This window comes from Paraburkholderia sp. GW821-FHT02A12 (genome assembly GCF_059422005.1).
In genome coordinates, this window is record NZ_JBWKWA010000002.1 from 3,489,468 (window position 1) to 3,506,115 (window position 16,648).

General features: G+C 58.0%; 19 protein-coding genes. 9 read left to right on the forward strand and 10 right to left on the reverse strand.

The genetic code is table 11. From position 1 onward, the window contains the following. Window positions 1–576: 576 nt before the first annotated feature. Together ltrA and AC07WT_RS37185 are read left to right on the forward strand one after the other, a co-directional pair. Entirely contained in the window at window positions 577–2,226 is a 1,650-nt protein-coding gene (gene ltrA / locus AC07WT_RS37180) for a group II intron reverse transcriptase/maturase (RefSeq protein WP_494950807.1), read from the forward strand. A gap of 134 nt (window positions 2,227–2,360) precedes the next feature. Beyond that, window positions 2,361–3,178 (forward strand): IS5-like element ISRme6 family transposase gene (locus tag AC07WT_RS37185; RefSeq protein WP_494950808.1). Its coding sequence is split into 2 segments (ribosomal slippage): window positions 2,361–2,709 and window positions 2,709–3,178, totalling 819 coding nucleotides; the frame shifts between segments, so codons are not numbered across the junction. Window positions 3,179–3,348: 170 nt separating this feature from the next. Here the strand turns inward: AC07WT_RS37185 and AC07WT_RS37190 are convergent. Genes AC07WT_RS37190 through cynS form a run of 3 tightly spaced genes read right to left on the reverse strand, consistent with a single transcriptional unit; the run spans window position 3,349 to window position 4,810 of the window. Further along, window positions 3,349–3,684, reverse strand: coding sequence for a cupin domain-containing protein (locus AC07WT_RS37190; RefSeq protein WP_494950809.1), 336 nt, complete (start codon window positions 3,682–3,684; stop codon window positions 3,349–3,351). Between the two features lie 30 nt (window positions 3,685–3,714). Continuing rightward, complete coding sequence (locus tag AC07WT_RS37195) at window positions 3,715–4,332, reverse strand: DJ-1/PfpI family protein (RefSeq protein WP_492596015.1); 618 nt, start codon at window positions 4,330–4,332, stop codon at window positions 3,715–3,717. Between the two features lie 34 nt (window positions 4,333–4,366). Continuing rightward, window positions 4,367–4,810 carry a cyanase gene (cynS, locus tag AC07WT_RS37200; RefSeq protein WP_494950810.1) on the reverse strand — a complete coding sequence of 148 codons (444 nt, stop codon included), beginning with the start codon at window positions 4,808–4,810 and terminating at the stop codon, window positions 4,367–4,369. Window positions 4,811–4,951: 141 nt separating this feature from the next. Here cynS and AC07WT_RS37205 point away from each other — a divergent pair, with 141 nt between their 5' ends. After that, window positions 4,952–6,286 (forward strand): aminotransferase-like domain-containing protein, encoded by a 1,335-nt coding sequence (locus tag AC07WT_RS37205; protein WP_494950811.1) that lies wholly within the window; start codon window positions 4,952–4,954, stop codon window positions 6,284–6,286. Window positions 6,287–6,391: 105 nt separating this feature from the next. Here AC07WT_RS37205 and AC07WT_RS37210 read toward each other — a convergent pair whose 3' ends face one another. Together AC07WT_RS37210 and AC07WT_RS37215 are read right to left on the reverse strand one after the other, a co-directional pair. Beyond that, the gene (locus AC07WT_RS37210) at window positions 6,392–7,393 is read right to left on the reverse strand and encodes an MvdC/MvdD family ATP grasp protein (RefSeq protein ID WP_494950812.1); all 1,002 of its coding nucleotides are present in this window, start codon (window positions 7,391–7,393) and stop codon (window positions 6,392–6,394) included. A 143-nt stretch (window positions 7,394–7,536) separates the two neighbouring features. Continuing rightward, on the reverse strand, window positions 7,537–7,827 hold the full coding sequence (locus AC07WT_RS37215; protein WP_492596011.1) for a microviridin/marinostatin family tricyclic proteinase inhibitor: 291 nt from the start codon (window positions 7,825–7,827) through the stop codon (window positions 7,537–7,539). 629 nt (window positions 7,828–8,456) lie between these two features. On the opposite strand from AC07WT_RS37215, the gene nthA reads away from it, so the two are divergent. Genes nthA through AC07WT_RS37230 form a run of 3 tightly spaced genes read left to right on the forward strand, consistent with a single transcriptional unit; the run spans window position 8,457 to window position 10,158 of the window. Then, complete coding sequence (gene nthA, locus AC07WT_RS37220) at window positions 8,457–9,125, forward strand: nitrile hydratase subunit alpha (RefSeq protein ID WP_494950813.1); 669 nt, start codon at window positions 8,457–8,459, stop codon at window positions 9,123–9,125. Further along, the gene (gene nthB, locus AC07WT_RS37225) at window positions 9,122–9,793 is read left to right on the forward strand and encodes a nitrile hydratase subunit beta (RefSeq protein ID WP_494950814.1); all 672 of its coding nucleotides are present in this window, start codon (window positions 9,122–9,124) and stop codon (window positions 9,791–9,793) included. The genes nthA and nthB overlap by 4 nt, the downstream gene beginning before the upstream one ends. Further along, on the forward strand, window positions 9,790–10,158 hold the full coding sequence (locus AC07WT_RS37230) for a nitrile hydratase accessory protein (RefSeq protein WP_494950815.1): 369 nt from the start codon (window positions 9,790–9,792) through the stop codon (window positions 10,156–10,158). The genes nthB and AC07WT_RS37230 overlap by 4 nt, the downstream gene beginning before the upstream one ends. Before the next feature lie 281 nt (window positions 10,159–10,439). On the opposite strand, the gene AC07WT_RS37235 is transcribed toward AC07WT_RS37230, so the two are convergent. The 3 genes from AC07WT_RS37235 to AC07WT_RS37245 are packed head-to-tail and all read right to left on the reverse strand — an operon-like array spanning window position 10,440 to window position 12,186. Continuing rightward, entirely contained in the window at window positions 10,440–11,285 is an 846-nt protein-coding gene (locus AC07WT_RS37235; RefSeq protein ID WP_494950816.1) for an MBL fold metallo-hydrolase, read from the reverse strand. Window positions 11,286–11,306: 21 nt separating this feature from the next. Further along, window positions 11,307–11,633 (reverse strand): hypothetical protein, encoded by a 327-nt coding sequence (locus tag AC07WT_RS37240; protein ID WP_494950817.1) that lies wholly within the window; start codon window positions 11,631–11,633, stop codon window positions 11,307–11,309. A gap of 13 nt (window positions 11,634–11,646) precedes the next feature. Then, window positions 11,647–12,186 (reverse strand): sugar ABC transporter, encoded by a 540-nt coding sequence (locus AC07WT_RS37245; protein WP_494950818.1) that lies wholly within the window; start codon window positions 12,184–12,186, stop codon window positions 11,647–11,649. Between the two features lie 166 nt (window positions 12,187–12,352). On the opposite strand from AC07WT_RS37245, the gene AC07WT_RS37250 reads away from it, so the two are divergent. Beyond that, on the forward strand, window positions 12,353–13,246 hold the full coding sequence (locus AC07WT_RS37250; RefSeq protein ID WP_492596170.1) for a LysR substrate-binding domain-containing protein: 894 nt from the start codon (window positions 12,353–12,355) through the stop codon (window positions 13,244–13,246). Between the two features lie 341 nt (window positions 13,247–13,587). Continuing rightward, the gene (locus AC07WT_RS37255) at window positions 13,588–13,998 is read left to right on the forward strand and encodes a cupin domain-containing protein (protein WP_494950819.1); all 411 of its coding nucleotides are present in this window, start codon (window positions 13,588–13,590) and stop codon (window positions 13,996–13,998) included. Window positions 13,999–14,322: 324 nt separating this feature from the next. On the opposite strand, the gene AC07WT_RS37260 is transcribed toward AC07WT_RS37255, so the two are convergent. Further along, the gene (locus AC07WT_RS37260) at window positions 14,323–14,946 is read right to left on the reverse strand and encodes a TetR/AcrR family transcriptional regulator (protein WP_494950820.1); all 624 of its coding nucleotides are present in this window, start codon (window positions 14,944–14,946) and stop codon (window positions 14,323–14,325) included. Window positions 14,947–15,080: 134 nt separating this feature from the next. Between AC07WT_RS37260 and AC07WT_RS37265 the strand changes: the two genes are divergently transcribed. Beyond that, window positions 15,081–15,566, forward strand: a complete 486-nt coding sequence (locus tag AC07WT_RS37265; protein WP_494950821.1) for a DinB family protein — start codon at window positions 15,081–15,083, stop codon at window positions 15,564–15,566. A 182-nt stretch (window positions 15,567–15,748) separates the two neighbouring features. Here the strand turns inward: AC07WT_RS37265 and AC07WT_RS37270 are convergent, their stop codons facing one another. Next, the gene (locus AC07WT_RS37270) at window positions 15,749–16,648 is read right to left on the reverse strand and encodes a LysR substrate-binding domain-containing protein (protein WP_494950822.1); all 900 of its coding nucleotides are present in this window, start codon (window positions 16,646–16,648) and stop codon (window positions 15,749–15,751) included.

Sequence of the window (16,648 nt, forward strand, 5' to 3'; positions counted from 1 at the left end):
CGAGGTCGCTTGTAGAAGTTGTCCCAACTTCACCAGGAAGGGACCATCCATGTCACTGGATGAATCTACGGTTCTGAATCAAGTGCGAACCGGACAACGTAACAAAGCACCGCGAGGTGCAGGGTATCAATCGCGAGAGGCGTACCCTTCTGGCAGCCATAAGCCGGATGAGTGCCAGATAGTCGATATGGCGAACACATGTGAATCTGCGATAAAGGTCGTGACCAAGAATAAGCGGAAATGGCTTTTACGCTTGAACCAAAAGGTAATGGAAGTGGGACTAGCGTTTTCAGATTACGCGGTCGTGACCCATATGCTTCCCGGCCGATAGCAGGCGCCTAAGTCGACGTACTTTTACGAGCGGAACGTGGAAATCCCGTATCGCTCCCTTCGGGGACAGCAGGTCGCAAGGCCTGCCAATGGCGATGCGGGCGAAGGATTGAGGACAAAGCGAACGCCATCCTGTAATCGGATGGACAGGGGTTGCAGCATCATCCCACGCGAAAGCGGGCAGACTTCCTCATGGTCTCTCATCACAAGAGAGTGGGCAGAACCATTTTAGCGGAGGGGAAGCAAATGGACGCAGCAACATTAGCGTGTGCGCCTTCCGGCGTGGCATGGGACGGTATCAGTTGGGCCGATGTCCAGCGTCAGGTAAGACGGCTGCAAGCGCGTATTGTGAAGTGGACACAGGCCGGCAAGTACAACAAGGTGAAAGCCTTGCAATGGCTGCTGACCCACTCGTTCAGCGGCAAGGCATTAGCCGTCAAACGGGTGACTGAAAATAAAGGCAGGAACACCCCCGGTGTCGACAAGGTCATCTGGAAAACATCGAGGGCAAAGACCAACGCGATTGCGTCGTTGAAGAGACGGGGTTACTCGGCTCTGCCGCTTCGACGGGTAATGATACCGAAGAAGAACGGGAAAATGAGGCCGCTCGGTATACCCGTGATGCGGTGCAGGGCAATGCAAGCTTTACATTTGCTAGCGCTCGAACCCATTGCGGAAACCACTGCCGACCCGAACTCATATGGGTTCAGGCCGGAACGCGCGACAGCCGACGCGGGGGCGCAGTGCTTCATTGTCCTCGCAAAAAAGGCCAGCGCACAGTGGGTACTGGAAGCCGACATTAAGGCCTGTTACGACGAGATCAGCCACGCATGGATGGTCGCCAACATCCCCACGGACAAGGTGATCCTGCAGAAGTGGCTCAAGGCGGGATATGTGTACCAGGACGAACTCTTCCCGACCGAGGCTGGTGTGCCGCAAGGCGGAATTATCTCACCGGTCGCGGCAAACATGAGTCTGGATGGTCTGGAGGCGATGCTTGCGAAGAAATTTCCAAAAGCGGAGCAGACTAGGCTGAAGATGCACATGGTGCGTTACGCGGACGACTTCATCATTACTGGCAACTCGAAAGAGTGGCTGGAAAACGAAGTCAAGCCCACAGTGGTCGCATTCCTGGCAGAACGCGGACTCGTCCTGTCTCCGGAAAAGACCAGGGTAACGCATATCGACGAAGGGTTCGACTTCCTCGGATGGAATTTCCGCAAGTACAGCGGCAAGCTGTTGATCAAGCCGTCGAAAGCGAATGTCAAAGCCCATCTTGTCAAGATCCGGGAAGTCGTCAAAGGCAACAAGACGGCTAAACAGGCCAATCTGATACGGCTGCTCAATCCGATTCTTCGTGGTTGGGCGAACTATCACCGCCATGTGGTCGCCAAGGAAACCTTTGGCAAGATTGATTCACATGTCTGGGCAATGCTGTGGCAATGGGCGGTTCGGCGACATCCGGAGAAAGGAGCCCGCTGGGTGAAAGAGAAATACTTCCAAACCCAAGGCTCCCGGATTTGGGTATTTTCCGCAACCGAAAAACAGAAGGATGGAAGTCGAGTAGAACTCGCCCTGCTGAAGGAAGCCGACACGCCAATACGGCGGCACATCAAGATCAAGGCCGGAGCAAACCCGCACGACCCGAAGTGGGAACCTTACTTTGAAGCCCGCTGGGGTAAGAAGATGATGAACTCGCCAAGGGGCAGGGTAAAACTCTACCGCGTCTGGCTACGGCAGGATGGCCTGTGTCCGACCTGTCAGGAACCGATCGCACCGGGTAGCCCTTGGGCGACCCGGCTGATTGTGAAAAGAACCGAAGGCGGATCAGGCGCGGCGAGCAACATTCAACTGCACCATCCCGATTGCCATGGAAGTCAGTATGCCGGGAAGTAAGTTGCGAACGCGGGTATCGAAAGGTGCCTTGGCAGAGGCTTGAGCCGTGTGCGACCGAAAGGAGCACGCACGGTTCTCAGGGGGCTGGGGACGGGTAACCGTCTCCGGCTACCCAACACAACGGAACCCAAGGGATGGAAGCGCCGATCATTGATGACGAATTGTGGACACTGATCGAACCGTTACTGCCGCCGCCCAAGCCCCGACGCAAAGAGCATCCTGGTCGCCCACGCGTATCGGATCGGGCGGCGTTGAATGGCATCCTGTTCGTGTTGAAAACCGGTCTGCGATGGAACCACCTGCCGACCGTATTGGGCTTTGGCTCCGGCGCGACCTGCTGGCGACGACTGAACGACTGGCGCAAAGCAGGAGTATGGGATCGACTGCACGAACTGCTGCTCGACAAGTTGCGCGAGGCCGGGCAGATCGATCTTTCATACGCTGCCGTCGATTCCTCGTCGGTACGATCTGTTGGGGCGGGCGAAAAACTGGCCCGAACCCCACGGATCGCTCGCGACCCGGTTCCAAGCACCACATCCTCGTAGACGCCAATGGCGTTCCCATCAGCGCCATCCTGACCGGCGCGAACCGCAACGACGTCACCCAGTTGCTGCCGCTCGTCGACGCGATTCCCCCGATCCGCGGCGCGCGCGGCCGACCACTTCAGAGACCCAAGGTCATCTATGCCGATCGTGGTTACGATTCCGATGCGCATCGTCAACGATTGCGCGAACGCGGCATCAAACCGGTGATCGCAAGGCGCCGCACTGAACATGGCAGTGGTCTGGGCAAATTCCGTTGGGTCGTTGAACGGACTCACTCGTGGCTCCACAACTTCCGTCGTCTTCGCATACGCTTCGATCGTCGAGCTGACATTCACGAAGCATTCTTGAAATTCGGCTGCGCCCTCGTCTGCTGGAACATCTTCAGGCGTACGGAGCAGCCTTTTTGAACTGGCCTCTTAAGGCGGCGTCGAGTCGAATACGCCGCGCGACTGCTTCTCCGTCTACAGCATGATCTGATAGCGGCAGCTTCGATCTTCATCGGACTACTGGATTCCGGGCTAATTTATATGAACGTCCCGCGGGATTACAGCCGACCAAAGATTGATGATGGTCTATGTCAGCGCTGGGCAACGTAGAACGCCAGTCCACTGGATTTCGACGAGAAATTCACCTTGGCGCCAGCAGAAAACTGGATAAGGTCGCCCGCCTTCAGCTCGAAGACTTTGCCAGTTTCGTCAGTGACCGTCATCTCGCCTTCAAGAACGAGCTTGAACTCATCGAACGCATAGGTGTAGGGCATCGCCTGTCCATGGCCCATTCGAAATAGGCCCGCTGTAATCGGCGTACTCTTGTTCCCAGACGACCCGACGTCGTCGAGGAATGCGACCGTTTCCGGGATCTTCAAATCGGTGAGTTGCCGGTGTGTGGCGGCTTGGAATACGCGAATTGTCATGTGCTTTCTCCTTGTCTGAAATTCTCTTCATCAAACGGTCGCCGGGTTGTCCTGCAAGAACGGCGCGATATGTCGCATTGCACGCGATACATAGTCGTCTTTCTCCCCGACTGGAGCGATGTAGTGAATTGCATTGGCTGCCGCATCGATACCCTCCAGGCGGGCAATGATCCAGGCAGCAAGATAGTGCGACGCAAGGCACCCACCCGCGGTAGCGACGTTACCGTTGGCAAAGAAAGCCTGGTTCAAGACGTCAATGCCAGCTTCCTGGACCCACGGTTTCGTCGTCAGATCTGTACAAGCCGGCACCCCGTCGAGCAACCCGAGTTTGGCCAGCACCAGCGTGCCGGAGCATTGCGCAGCGAGTAGCTGTCTTGACGGATCGAGCTGCAACTGCGCCATCATCGCCGCGTCGGCGACGACTTCACGGGTCTTCATGCCGCTACCCACGATGACCGCATCAGCAGCACTTGCCTCGTGCAGGGAGACCTGCGATTCGAGAACAACGCCGTTCATCGACCGTACTCGCGCCGTGGGGCTGGCGATCGACACGCGCCAGTCTGGTTTCTTGACTCGATTCAGGACGCCGAGCGCGATGAGCGAGTCGAGTTCGTTAAAGCCTTCGAAGGTGAGAATGGCGATGTGCATGGTGTCGTCTTCCTGTGCAAATAGGATCGGTAAATCAGTACTGCTTGTAAGGGAGGAACTTGCCGCTCATAACGATTCGCACGCGGTCGCCATTCGGGTCATTCTCGCGCTGCAGATCCATCTTGAAGTCGATGGCACTCATAATGCCGTCGCCGAACTCTTCGTGAATAAGTGCCTTGAACGTGGTCCCGTACACGTTGACCATCTCGTAGAAACGATAGATGAGCGGATCAGTCGGGACCGCCGTAGGCAGTGAGCCTTTGTACGGTGTGACGGTCAACCACTTCGCCTCTTCTTCGGTCAGACTGAAGATTTCTGCGACAACCTCCGCCTGCTCTTTGCTCAGCGTCATTTGGCCCAAGCACGCGGCGGTAACCCATTCCTTGCTGAGTCCCACCTTGGCGGCAACGTCCGACCACCTGATACCCAGCGACACCTTGGCGGCGATAATTTTCTCTGTAACCGTAAGACGGTTCATAAACGCTCCTTAAATGGAGGGCATGCCGGAGGTTCGTGCCGCGCACAACACTGCCGTCCGCCAATGCGAATCGAGTTGCGATGAGGTATCTTATGGCCGACAATTAATACAATCAAATTATTGTCATGGATACATTCCCATATGGCTCAGGCCCGGTACAAGCTTCTGGTGGATGCGTTTGCGGCCGACATCCGTTCGGGGCGCCTGTCGCCGGGTACGCGCTTGCCGACCCATCGGCAACTCGCGGCCAAAGAAGGGCTTGCCCTTGTCACAGCGACGCGCGTCTACGCCGAGCTTGGAGCGATGGGCCTGGTCAGCGGAGAAACCGGCCGCGGCACGTTCGTTAGAGAAACGTCTCTTCCGCCCGGCCTGGGTATCGATCAACACGCCACAGCGGCAGATCTGGCGGACCTCAATTTCAACTATCCGTCCCTCCCCGGCCAGGCCGAGCTTCTGAGAAGTGCGCTACGCCAGCTCGCATCGTCCGGCGACCTGGAAGCTTTGCTGCGCTATCAACCGCACGGTGGGCGGCAGCACGAGCGGGCGGCTGTCGCGCGTCACCTTTCCTGCCGGGGGCTGGCGGTCGAAGGAGATCAGGTATTGATAGTGAACGGCGCGCAGCACGGGCTGACAGCAACCGTCATGGCACTTTTGCGACCCGGCGATGTGGTCGCGGTCGACGCCTTGACCTATCCGGGGTTCAAGGTGCTGGCGGAAACGTTGCGTCTCGAACTCGCACCGATTCCGGTTGCGGGCGACGGCCCTGACCTGAAGGCCCTGGAGCGGCTATGCAAGAATCGGCGAGTGCGTGCCATATACACGATGCCTACACTGCACAATCCGCTGGGATGGGTGATGAATGCCCAACTGCGACACAAATTGGTGTCGATTGCGCGTCGGCACGGGCTGCTCATCATCGAGGACGCGGCCTATGCCTTCCTGGCCGAAGACCCACCGGCCCCGTTGGCAGCGCTCGCGCCTGAGACAACGGTGTACGTCTCGGGATTGTCAAAAAGCGTAGCCACCGGACTCCGGGTCGGATTCGTCGCAGCCCCGGGTCAGTGGGTGCCTCTGATCGAGCGGGCAATCAGGGCCACGACCTGGAACACGGCCGGCGTGATGACTGCTATTGCGTGTGGCTGGCTCGACGATGGCACGGTCACCCGGCTCGAGATGGAAAAGCGTCATGATGCGATGGTCCGTCAATCGATGGCTGCCGAGCTTCTCTCCGGACTGCGACGCGTCTCTCATCCGGCGTCATACTTCCTCTGGCTCCCTTTGGCCGAAGAGGTTCGTGCCGACCTGGTTGCGATGGCGCTCGTTCGCGAGCACATCTCCGTGTCGACCGCTGAACCCTTCGCGACATCGGAACATGCGCCGCATGCGATTCGCCTCGCACTCGGATCCGTGGATTTGATCACGCTCCGGCAGGCGTTGGCAAAGGTTAAAGACGTGATCGGCGCCTACACGTATTGAAGTGTGCTCACCAGGTCGTAGCCGCCTCTGCGTACTTCTTGCTCCGTTCCCGGGACGCGAGAGGTCAAGTCGGTGACGGTTCGCGGTCGGTTTCAGGCGTGTGTTTCACCGATCTCTTTGCCTGGAAACAAGCAGGTGGGCGATCGCGCTGGAGAGCGGTAATCCCCGGTATTTCTCCAGCCAGAAGAATTCGCCCACCGGGTTGACCTCCAGAAAGACATGATGACCATCGGGGGTGAGGATGAAATCTGCTGCGCCATAGTGGAGGCCCAGGAAACGCATGAGTTGCAGAAGTCGTTCCTCGACCTCGGCCGGAAGCTCGTACGGTTCCCATTCATAAATGAGTCCAAAACCGTCACGGCGCCAATCGATACTGGATTTCTCTGAACGCTGGGAATCGATGGAGGCGGTGAACACCCGGTCAGCGACGATTGTGGCCCGGAGCTCCAGGGCCTTGGGAACGTGTTCCTGAAATATGGCCGGGCAGTAACGGAGATCGGTGAGGTGTTCGAGATCCCTGGTTTGGACAGCGTTGGTAAAGACCACCTTCTGTTCGCCTCGTTCATAGATCGCAAACGAGGACAGCGTTTTCATGACGATTCCCCGGCTGCATTCGCGTGCAAACAGACGCACAGCATCTGGCTCATTCGTGATCACGGTGCGTGGAATCTCCAGTCCGACCTCTCTGGCGATCTTTAACTGGAGCTGCTTGTTTTCGGCGCGGCGCAGGCGGTAGACGGGATCGAGATGAAAGGCGTCGAGGCTGGCGATCATACCCTGTACCGCGGCTCGCGATTCATCGATCGCGGCCCGTCTCAGTTGCGGGTCCATCGTCTCAGGGATGCACTGACCGATGGCAACGCGCCGGTACCACACTGCAGACACGGTGCCGAGGTCCAGTTCGTAGTGGTCGCATGTGAGCAACAGGTGTTCGTCGCCGCCACTGTACTGGTTGCAGAGTTGAATGTCGGTAGGAAATCCATCGGTATCGAACCGATAGGCTGTGCCACCTTGTTCCACTACGGCATCCATTACCAGTGGAATACTCTCGTTATCGTTGCTATGGGTGATAATCAGAATCACCGGCCTTCGATGCTGATCGGACATACTGTAGCCCCTCCGCTAACGGGTTGTGTTTGCCTTGGATGTTCATCTACACCGGGGGCAGTTGACTGGATCAAGTGGCCGCCGCGAGAACATGGCGCCGGCCACTCAACGCCAAGTTCAGTCTCGCGACGGATTCACAGCGACTAGAGGGGGCGGGCGGCGACTTCCCCGTCTGAGGGATACGCCATCGTCACCGGGTATGGCGTGAGAGGGTCGTTCCGAAAGTGAGCAAGCCCACTCGGGAGCAGTGCCTGAATATCCGGCAACCCCCTGATCGGCACGCCCTCCTGATCGGAAGGGGCGACCATCGTCACGACTGAGCCGCCGCGTACAGCCTTCATCTCCTCCCCCGTGAGTTCCCTGGAGAATTGACCTTCCAGAAAATGCGCGAAAAACGGGACCGGTGACAGATCTTTGATTTTGACGTCAGACATGGTTGCTTACCTCGCTAAAAAGTTGGTGGACTTTGAATGAGGCGCACGCCGCGTCCTCATTCAAGTACTCGCAACCAGCGTGCCAGCGGCCTGAGCGCTCTCCCAGCCGGAACGTAATTATCTGTGGCGACAGAGCATTCCACGATGGATCGCCATCAAGGCTGAAGTGCCTGAAGCCGGTTCAGCCGAGTAATCGCCGGATAAACGCCAACGTGTGTCCGTGGATTGTTGGCCGTTGGCCAACAGTTCAGTAGCGCGTCCGCTGGGAAGAAACCAACTTGTTGCGGGACGCAATTCGCGAACAGATGAACGGCCAGGTCTCCGTTGACTATCGGTGACAATGGATGTCGGGCGACTGCTCCTGGCCGATATTTAGCGTGGGTGCTAATGACCAGCCGCTGCCCGTCGCGACTGTCGGCGTACCCCAGAAGCAGCCGGGGGACAAGTATTTCCCACTGCGTCCGGTTTTACGCTATTGGGGGCGAAACGACACCCTAATCACAAGCGTGTTTTCATTGTGCGACGGTTCGGGCTTGTTGGTCCCGTGGAGCGCGTGCCTAACCGAGATTGCATTTGCGCCCCGCGGGAACCATACTCGTTCTGTCTAATATTGTTTCCGGCGCACTGCAATGAACGGTAACGATTCCGATAGCAATCACCAGGAGCATCTGCACGCCGACACTCGCGACCACCACGGTAGTGCGTTGTCGGAGATGGATCTGCGTGTCCGTGCTCTGGAATCCCTGCTGGTGGAGAAAGGGTATGTCGATCCGCACGCACTGGAAATACTCATCGAGACATATGAGCACAAAGTCGGGCCGCGCAATGGCGCCCGGGTGATCGCGAAAGCGTGGCGTGATCCGGCGTACAGGCAATGGCTGCTCGACGACGCCACTGCAGCGATCGCATCACTCGGCTACACGGGCAGACAGGGCGAGCACATGATCGCGCTGGAGAACACGCCCGCCGTACACAACATGGTGGTCTGCACATTGTGCTCATGCTATCCGTGGCCTGTGCTCGGGCTTCCGCCGGTCTGGTACAAATCGGCGCCTTACCGGTCACGTGCTGTCATTGATCCTCGTGGTGTATTAAAGGAGTTCGGCTTCGAATTGCCCGCCGAGGTCGAGTTTCGCGTCTGGGACTCCACTGCTGAGGTTCGCTATCTTGTGTTGCCCATGCAGCCGCCCGGAACCAGTGATTTCTCCGAAGAGGCACTCGCTGAACTGGTAACACGCGATTCGATGATCGGCACCGGATTGCCGAAGACGCCGGAGTCGATCGGAGAGACGCCATGAACGGCGCGCAGGATCTCGGCGGAATGCAGGCGTTCGGTCCAATATGCCCCGATGACGACGTCTCGCCCTTTCATGCGGACTGGGAGCGCAGGGTGCTCGCGATCACGCTGGCCATGGGTGCAGTCGGAAAGTGGAACATCGACATGTCTCGCGCGGCGCGGGAGAGCTTGCCGCCCGTGCAATACCTCTCCAGCAGCTACTACGAGATCTGGTTTGAGGGGTTGAAGAAGCTCGTGCTGAGCACGGGGCTGGCCACTGCCGACGAAATCGAGGCAGGCGAATCGAGGCGTGAAGCTGCACGGCTTCCCCGTGTGTTGATAGCCAAAGAGGTATCCGCGACGCTGCTCCGGGGCAGCCCCGCCGATCGCCCCGTGGCCTTCGAAGCACGGTTTGCCATCGGCGACTGGGTACAGACTCGGCAAATCAATCCTTCCACGCACACTCGTTTGCCGCGCTATTGTCGGGGCAAACGAGGGCGTATTGTTGCCGTGCACGGCGCGCATGTCTTTCCCGATGCAAACGCGAACGGCTTCGGCGAGCAACCGCAATGGCTCTATACCGTGCGCTTCGACAGCGCTGAGCTCTGGGGACCTGATACGACTGCGGCATCGGTGTGCGTCGATTGCTGGGAACCGTATCTCGACCGGGCACCCACCTGCCTGCCATGACTGACGCTCAGACGAACCTGCCCGAACTGCGCGCTACCTTGCCGGCATTGCCTTGTGACGATGCAGGGCCCGTTTTCAACGCGCCATGGGAAGCGCAGGCGTTTGCCATGACGCTGGCGTTGCACGAGTGCGGCATGTTCACCTGGGCGGAGTGGGCAAAGTGCTTGAACCAGGCAATCTGCGACGCGCAGGCCACCGGCGACACAGACCGCGGCGACACTTACTACTGTCATTGGCTGACAGCGCTGGAGCGCATCAGCACGATCAAGGGACTAGCGACTGACGACTCGCTCCTGCGTCGCCGCAACGCGTGGGACGCGGCGGCGCGCCATACGCGGCACGGGCAGCCGATCGAACTCGGGTGATGATCTGCTTTATCGCGTGTCCGGGGTCGGCCAAGAGCGGCCGTTCACATGCGTTGTCGGTCGGACGTTCACGCGTCGGCTGCGCCCCCGTAACCGGCCATCCGATTGGCAAAGACAAACACTCCTTCATCCGCCGAAGCGGCTGCTCCGTTAGTGCAGTGAGAATGTCCCTTAAAAAGCACGAAGCGGCCAAGGCCGTTGTCACGGCATCGCAGTGTTCGTAGTTGCTCCAGTGCAGAATGCCGAAGTGGTATCAGATGTGGTTGCTTCTGTTCGCGGCCTCATGCTTCGGTCTCGTAAAGCAGACCGTAGCTCCCGCTCGTTCGTTTTATTCGCGCGAAGCCGAGTTCCCCCAAATGCATACCGGCGATCAAAAGTCCCTCCGAACTGACCAGGTCCAGGAGCCGTGATCGTGTGGTGGCTGCCAGGGAAGGGTCTTGATCGAACGCAATCGATACGTCTGGCCGTTTAATCTGGATGTGAGGAAAATGAACAATATCTCCCCAAACAAGCAGGCCCTGATCATGGGATTCGAGAAGATATCCGGAGTGTCCATCTGTGTGTCCCGGTAGCGACATCGCTCGGATACCGGGAAGCACTTCTCCCTCATTGAAAGTGCGAAGCCTGTCGCGGTAGCCGTCGAACACTTGACGCGCTATCAGGAAGTTACCGCGGGCACGCTCGCTGGCGCGACTTAGATTTCCGTCGTCCTGCCAAAATCCGACCTCTCGCTGATGAGCAATAAGCTCCGCATTCGGAAAGGTAATTTGTCCGGCTGTGTCCACTAGCCCTCCGACATGGTCGGGATGGGCGTGTGTGAGCAGGATCGTGTCGATCTCGGACGGGTCGACGCCAGCAAGCGATAAATTGGTTCTCAGGCGGCCACCCCATTGCTTGATGCCTCCAGCCCCACCGTCGATGAGAATCGTGCGGCCCGCTCCGCGTACTACATAGCAGTTGATATGCACGGCGGAAGGCTCCTTCTGCCCTGCATCACTTTGCATTCTGCAGGCCTCGGACGGGTCGATGTTCGAGAGGAAGTCCAGGCTAGCGGTGAGGTAGCCGTCGCTGATTGCGGTGATCGTGAAATCCCCGACTCGCTGACTTGGAAAGGTAAAGGTGGACACAATTCTTCTCCGGAAGACTTTCTAATTTCGGGCGTGAATGTTCGATGCGGCATATCCAAAACAACGGATGCGCGCCGTGAGACCAGTGCGGCGCGCGATGGCGTCGTCCAGGGCTTCCATGAACTGGTTCATTACCGGGGGCGTGCGAAATGTCTCAAGGCGATATTGGACTTCCGCGAAGACGGGATGTCCGTGCCCATTCCGAACGTCGACATAGATGACATGAACGTTTTTGAGTGCAGCTCCAAGGACACTCGTACAGAGTTTGATGCAGTCGCTGGAAAGCTCGGCAAGCGTCTCATCAGACGGCATTTGCCCCGTAGGAATATAGAAAGTGACATTGGGCATCGCGGACCTATTTTTACTGTTCGATCGAAACGGTGCGGGAACTCGTCAGTTGTTCCGTCATCGGCAAGTAAAGGTGGACGCCTTCCGACATGCTCTCGACAAGCTGAGCGTTTCGCCGAGGCAGTCTTGCGAGCCAACGGCGGTCCGGAAACTTCTCCAGTGCAACTGCTTGCATCGCCAACGGTGTGAGGCCCATCTGGATCAGAGGTTCGGGGCCGCCTGCGCAAAGCACGAGGAGTTCGTCTGCATTGACCGCCGGCGCAAGGCCGATATCGCTGTAGAGATTTCGGTGCCAGTCGGTGATGTGTTGCTGCCACCTTGCAAAATTGCCACCGCCTTTCTGGCGATATTCATCTCCCGTCAGGACATCGAGACTGTCAATCGTGTGGACGGCGAGGTAAACCGGGCAACCATCGCTTAACGACTTGAAGCGCTGCGACGTGTGGAAGCCAGTGACCGAGATGAGGGCGGGCAGTTTTTCAAGGCTGTAGAAGTCGTTCCATTCGGCTTCGCTGTTGGGATCGGCGAAGCTGCATTCCACGGTGTAGATCATCAGATTATCCTTCGTGACGGGTGAGCATATTGCAGCAAACGATTCATGTTCATTGCAGTAACGTAATGCTAATCTGACATTTCCCGCGTATATATCGATATAAAGTCAGCCTTCAGTGACGTTTACTCAAGCTGGCGTCGAATGCATACCAACCGGCGAGACTCAAATGCGACGTAAGATTCCAAGCAATTCCGCGCTCCTGGCTTTTGAGGCCGCGGCTCGACACGGCAGCTTCGCCCGCGCGGCCGAGGAATTAGCGCTGACCGAGGGCGCCATCAGTCGTCAGATTGGTCGATTGGAGGCGTTTTTGGGTGTCGCACTGTTCGAGCGCATTGGAAATCGGGTTCGGCTTGCGCCCAACGGCACGCGATACGCGGTGCAGGTTCGCGAGAGCCTGGATCGGCTGGAACGGGACAGCCTATATCTGATGGGTCAGCCCATCGAGGGCGCGAGCATTGATATCGCCGCAATTCCGACCTTTGCCACCCGTTGGCTTATCCCTCGGCTGAAACACTTTCAAAATAAGCATCCGAACATTACCGTGCATATCGCAGAACGTATGGAACCTTTCATTCTTGCTGGTAGCGGTTTCGACGCAGCAATCCATTTTGAGCATCCAGCATGGGCGGGTATGCGTCTACATCGCCTGCTGGAGGAGGTGCTTGTGCCCATCTGTAGTCCGGCGCTCCTCGCAGACGCCGATGCGAACATATCGCTAGATGAGCTGCCACGCCTTCACAGGAGACAAAATCCGGACGCGTGGCAGCTTTATGCACAAGAGGTCGGCATCGCGCTGACCAATTCGGCGGTTGGCGCACGTTACGATCTCCATTCCATGCTGATAGAGGCGGCGCTAGCCGGCTTGGGTGTTGCATTGGTGCCGCGTCTTTACGTCGGGGCAGAGCTTGAACAAGGCCGTTTGGTCGCGCCTTGGCCGGACGGCAAAGCGATTACCAAAAACTTCTGCCTCGTTCTTCCTGAGCCGATCGAGTTGAGTGAAGGGCCACTACAGGCATTTGCGAAATGGATTCTTCACGAAGCCCGGGGCTTAGCGGCTTAAAGCAGCGCCTGACGCTCATCACAAAACGGCCATCCCTCCGCAGTTTCCCTCGCCAGGCGGCCGCCTCGCTTCGAATTGACCGTCGCGAATCGATGAACGGCCGTTGTACCTTGAAAGCCGCCCGAAATGTCGCATTGGGTCGACAGACCGCAACGGGTCGCGTGCTGCCGATCGCCGCGGTACGCGCCACGGGAAACGAGGCCTAATGCATGAGACATGCACGCGGCCAGAAGCCGCCGGTGGCCATTACGTTTCACTTGGTGGTCGGCTATGCTGAGGCAATGACATGACGTACCTAGCGTCTCTCTTGTAGCGACACATCTGGACGAAGGAGAATGATGATGCTAAAGCTGAAACTCGGAGTAGTTAGCGTTCTTGCCGCAATTGCCATGTTGGGCTCGGGGCCGTCAATGGCGCAAACGCCAGCGCCCAAGAAATTCACTGCGAACACGCTTCAGGAAGTCCCCCTTGGAGAACTTCCGCCAGGGAAGTGGAATATGAAGGCGACCATGCTGGTCATCGAACCCGGTGGCGAGATTCCTTTTCATGTGCATAAGGGTCCAGGGCTCCGCTACGTATTGGAGGGGGCCATTACCATCAACTGGAAGGAGGGCAAGACGCAGACCTTCGAGGCCGGCTCCACGTATTTCGAAGGAAGGGGCGAGAACCATCCGGCCGGCACTATTTCTGCAAAGAACGCCGGTAAGGTGCCGTGCCGAGTAGTGATTGTTGAGCTCGTTCCACAGGAGTAAGTCGCGCCTAACCCTGCGCTCAACCGGACCTGTGCGAGAAGCTGCGCGGGCCGGTTAATTTGAAAGTTGAACGGTCAGTTCGGAGCAAACCGACTGGCTGAAATGGGTCGAAAGCTGTCAGTCGATGGCGTGGGCTTTCGGCCGGAAAAGAGACATTCACTCGTGACCTCTACATCTGACGGTGAAGCGATCGGGACTCGAAAGACGCGTTTGTCGCATTGTGTGCCATGTTCCAACCTGATCGCGCTATTCTGGCCGACCACCCGTCTATTGGGACTCGAAGCACTCCGCGAGTGCTCGCTGCTCACTCATCAACCACGGCGACTACTGCAGATACCGGACTATGAGCCGTGTGGCCTCGTCGACGAGCGCTCCGAACGCTTCGTCCGAGAGGCTATCGGAATGGTGCACGACCGCTGTATGCGTCAGCGCCTCTATTGAGGTCACGCACACAAACGCCGCAAGCCCCAGGTCGACTGTGCGAAACTCATCGCAGTGGGCCTCAAGGTAGGCCCTGAACAGGGCATAGGTTTCCCCGTTCAAGACTTCCGTGTTTTCAAGCCTTCCTGTGCGTGGCATCTGCTCGGCAAGCACGCGATGTAACTTGGGATCGATGCGATGCGCCTCGATCGCTGCGGTGACAAGCGTGCGCACCGCTTGCTCCATCGGGAGCGCCGCGGCCTCTGCCAGCGCGCCACGCACGACCTGCATGACTTCCTGACTATGGCGCTTCCTGACGGCGGTAACGAGCGCCTCTTTGCCGGGGAAATATTGGTAGAGCGAGCCAACGCTCACGCCCGCTTTTTCTGCGATACGGTTGGTGCTGGCTTTATCGAAACCGTCCCTGACCAAAATGCGAGCTGTCGCTTCAATCAGGGCATCGACTGTCGCGCGCGATCTCCCTTGAGAGGCGTGTTTCCTTGGTTTCGTGAGCGGTTTTCGCGCCATTTCTCGCGCTCCAAATGCGAGTAGGTAAATACGAGCTGTTACTCGTATTATGCATCTGGCGAATCGAATAGCAACCGGGAAGCCAACCTGGATCGAACGCGTGTCGTAACCTGGACGGTGAGAGGAGACGTCTCATGATCTATCAGCCTTACTCAAAACTTGTTGCCATCAAACGATGGGCCGATCGCGGCCTCTACGATGTTGTCAGCCAGAATTTCGACCGGCTGACCAGTGAGGATGCGTCGATCATGCTCCGCATCCTCGACCATATACATGTGGTCGACAGAATCTTTCAGCATCACCTGCAGGGACAGTCGCACACGTTTCAGGCGCCGCGATCGGAGAGAATGCCGGAACTCGAGGCGCTTGCGAGCAATGCGCGAAAGGTCGACGACTGGTACGCGTGTTACGTGGATAGTTTGGCGGAGAGCGATTTCGAGCAGCCTGTCGATTTCGTCTTCACCAGCGGAAAGCCGACGCGTATGCAGCGAGGCGAGATCATTCTGCATGTATGCCTGCATGGAACTTATCATCGGGGCAATGCTAGCGCCGTTCTTCAGCTGAAAGGCATTACCCCGAGTCGTGATGCGATCACGGACTTTCTCGAAGACGTGACGTGATGCAGGCTGGGAACCACTTAATGTCCACTTCGGCGGTCCTGAATGACGGCTACGTGGCGGGGGCATTGTCGCCTATGGGTCGGCGCGCGATGGGCGGCTTGGTAGTTCAGGCGCGCAGGGCATCGGGCAGGGTTCGGCTACTCTCGGTCATTCGATGAAGTCGGCTAAATGGCCAGCGACGCTCAAAGCCCGCTTGTCCCTACTGTTGGCAAAACCACGCCCGCCTGCTGGCAGAACCAATCCCACACCGTCTGAGCGGCTGGCCGCAATAACGCCGTCGGTTTGGTCAGATAGTGGCTGTAGGGACTGTCGATGCGTAGGGGCAGCGGCTCAACCAGCCGTTTCCGCGCGAGCTCATCGGCGACCAGCACGCTGCGGCCCATCGCAACACCCAGCCCATTGCCAGCCGCTTCCAGAACAAGGTTGTAGTCGTTCAATACCGTACTGCGCACTAGTGTTGGATCGCTATATCCGAAGTTTGCAAGCCACAGGCGCCACATATGATGATCGTGATCGTGCAGCAGCGGTAATGCGAGCAGGGCATTGAGGTCTGCCATCCCGGGTGCGATAAACGACGGTGCGCAAACAGGCGACAGCGTCTCCCGAAGCAACAGTGTCGCATCGACGCCCCGCCATTGGCCCGCCCCATAGCGCACCCCGAAATCGAATCCTTCTCCAGACAGGTCAGCGAGACGGAGGTCAGCATCTAGTGTGAGGAGGATGTTCGGATGCGTTGCGTTAAATTGAGCAAGACGTGGCATCAGCCAACGGGCACCAAAAGACGGCGTTATCGATACACGCACTTCTGTTGCGCTGGTGTGCTCGCGCAGCTCCCCGGCCGCCAATTCGATTGCCGCAAGGGCGCTGCGTACCACCACATGGAAACGCTGGCCGGCGGCGGTCGGTCTGACGCCGCGTGCCTGCCGCTCAAACAGCACCACGCCGAGATGGCGTTCGAGACTAGCGATCTGTCGACTCACGGCTCCATGTGTCAGATGCAGTTCGGTTCCCGCGCAGCTAAAACTGCCAAGCCTCGCTGCTGACTCAAAAGCGATCAATGTATTGAGGGGCGGATAGCGCAT

What these genes read in the sequence shown, in the direction of transcription:
- ltrA (WP_494950807.1), top strand. Translation starts at nt 577, where the DNA reads ATGGACGCAGCAACATTAGCGTGTGCGCCTTCCGGCGTGGCATGGGAC.
- AC07WT_RS37190 (WP_494950809.1), bottom strand. Translation starts at nt 3,684, where the DNA reads ATGACAATTCGCGTATTCCAAGCCGCCACACACCGGCAACTCACCGAT.
- AC07WT_RS37195 (WP_492596015.1), bottom strand. Translation starts at nt 4,332, where the DNA reads ATGCACATCGCCATTCTCACCTTCGAAGGCTTTAACGAACTCGACTCG.
- cynS (WP_494950810.1), bottom strand. Translation starts at nt 4,810, where the DNA reads ATGAACCGTCTTACGGTTACAGAGAAAATTATCGCCGCCAAGGTGTCG.
- AC07WT_RS37205 (WP_494950811.1), top strand. Translation starts at nt 4,952, where the DNA reads ATGGCTCAGGCCCGGTACAAGCTTCTGGTGGATGCGTTTGCGGCCGAC.
- AC07WT_RS37210 (WP_494950812.1), bottom strand. Translation starts at nt 7,393, where the DNA reads ATGTCCGATCAGCATCGAAGGCCGGTGATTCTGATTATCACCCATAGC.
- AC07WT_RS37215 (WP_492596011.1), bottom strand. Translation starts at nt 7,827, where the DNA reads ATGTCTGACGTCAAAATCAAAGATCTGTCACCGGTCCCGTTTTTCGCG.
- nthA (WP_494950813.1), top strand. Translation starts at nt 8,457, where the DNA reads ATGAACGGTAACGATTCCGATAGCAATCACCAGGAGCATCTGCACGCC.
- nthB (WP_494950814.1), top strand. Translation starts at nt 9,122, where the DNA reads ATGAACGGCGCGCAGGATCTCGGCGGAATGCAGGCGTTCGGTCCAATA.
- AC07WT_RS37230 (WP_494950815.1), top strand. Translation starts at nt 9,790, where the DNA reads ATGACTGACGCTCAGACGAACCTGCCCGAACTGCGCGCTACCTTGCCG.
- AC07WT_RS37240 (WP_494950817.1), bottom strand. Translation starts at nt 11,633, where the DNA reads ATGCCCAATGTCACTTTCTATATTCCTACGGGGCAAATGCCGTCTGAT.
- AC07WT_RS37245 (WP_494950818.1), bottom strand. Translation starts at nt 12,186, where the DNA reads ATGATCTACACCGTGGAATGCAGCTTCGCCGATCCCAACAGCGAAGCC.
- AC07WT_RS37250 (WP_492596170.1), top strand. Translation starts at nt 12,353, where the DNA reads ATGCGACGTAAGATTCCAAGCAATTCCGCGCTCCTGGCTTTTGAGGCC.
- AC07WT_RS37255 (WP_494950819.1), top strand. Translation starts at nt 13,588, where the DNA reads ATGCTAAAGCTGAAACTCGGAGTAGTTAGCGTTCTTGCCGCAATTGCC.
- AC07WT_RS37260 (WP_494950820.1), bottom strand. Translation starts at nt 14,946, where the DNA reads ATGGCGCGAAAACCGCTCACGAAACCAAGGAAACACGCCTCTCAAGGG.
- AC07WT_RS37265 (WP_494950821.1), top strand. Translation starts at nt 15,081, where the DNA reads ATGATCTATCAGCCTTACTCAAAACTTGTTGCCATCAAACGATGGGCC.
- AC07WT_RS37270 (WP_494950822.1), bottom strand. Translation starts at nt 16,648, where the DNA reads ATGCGCTATCCGCCCCTCAATACATTGATCGCTTTTGAGTCAGCAGCG.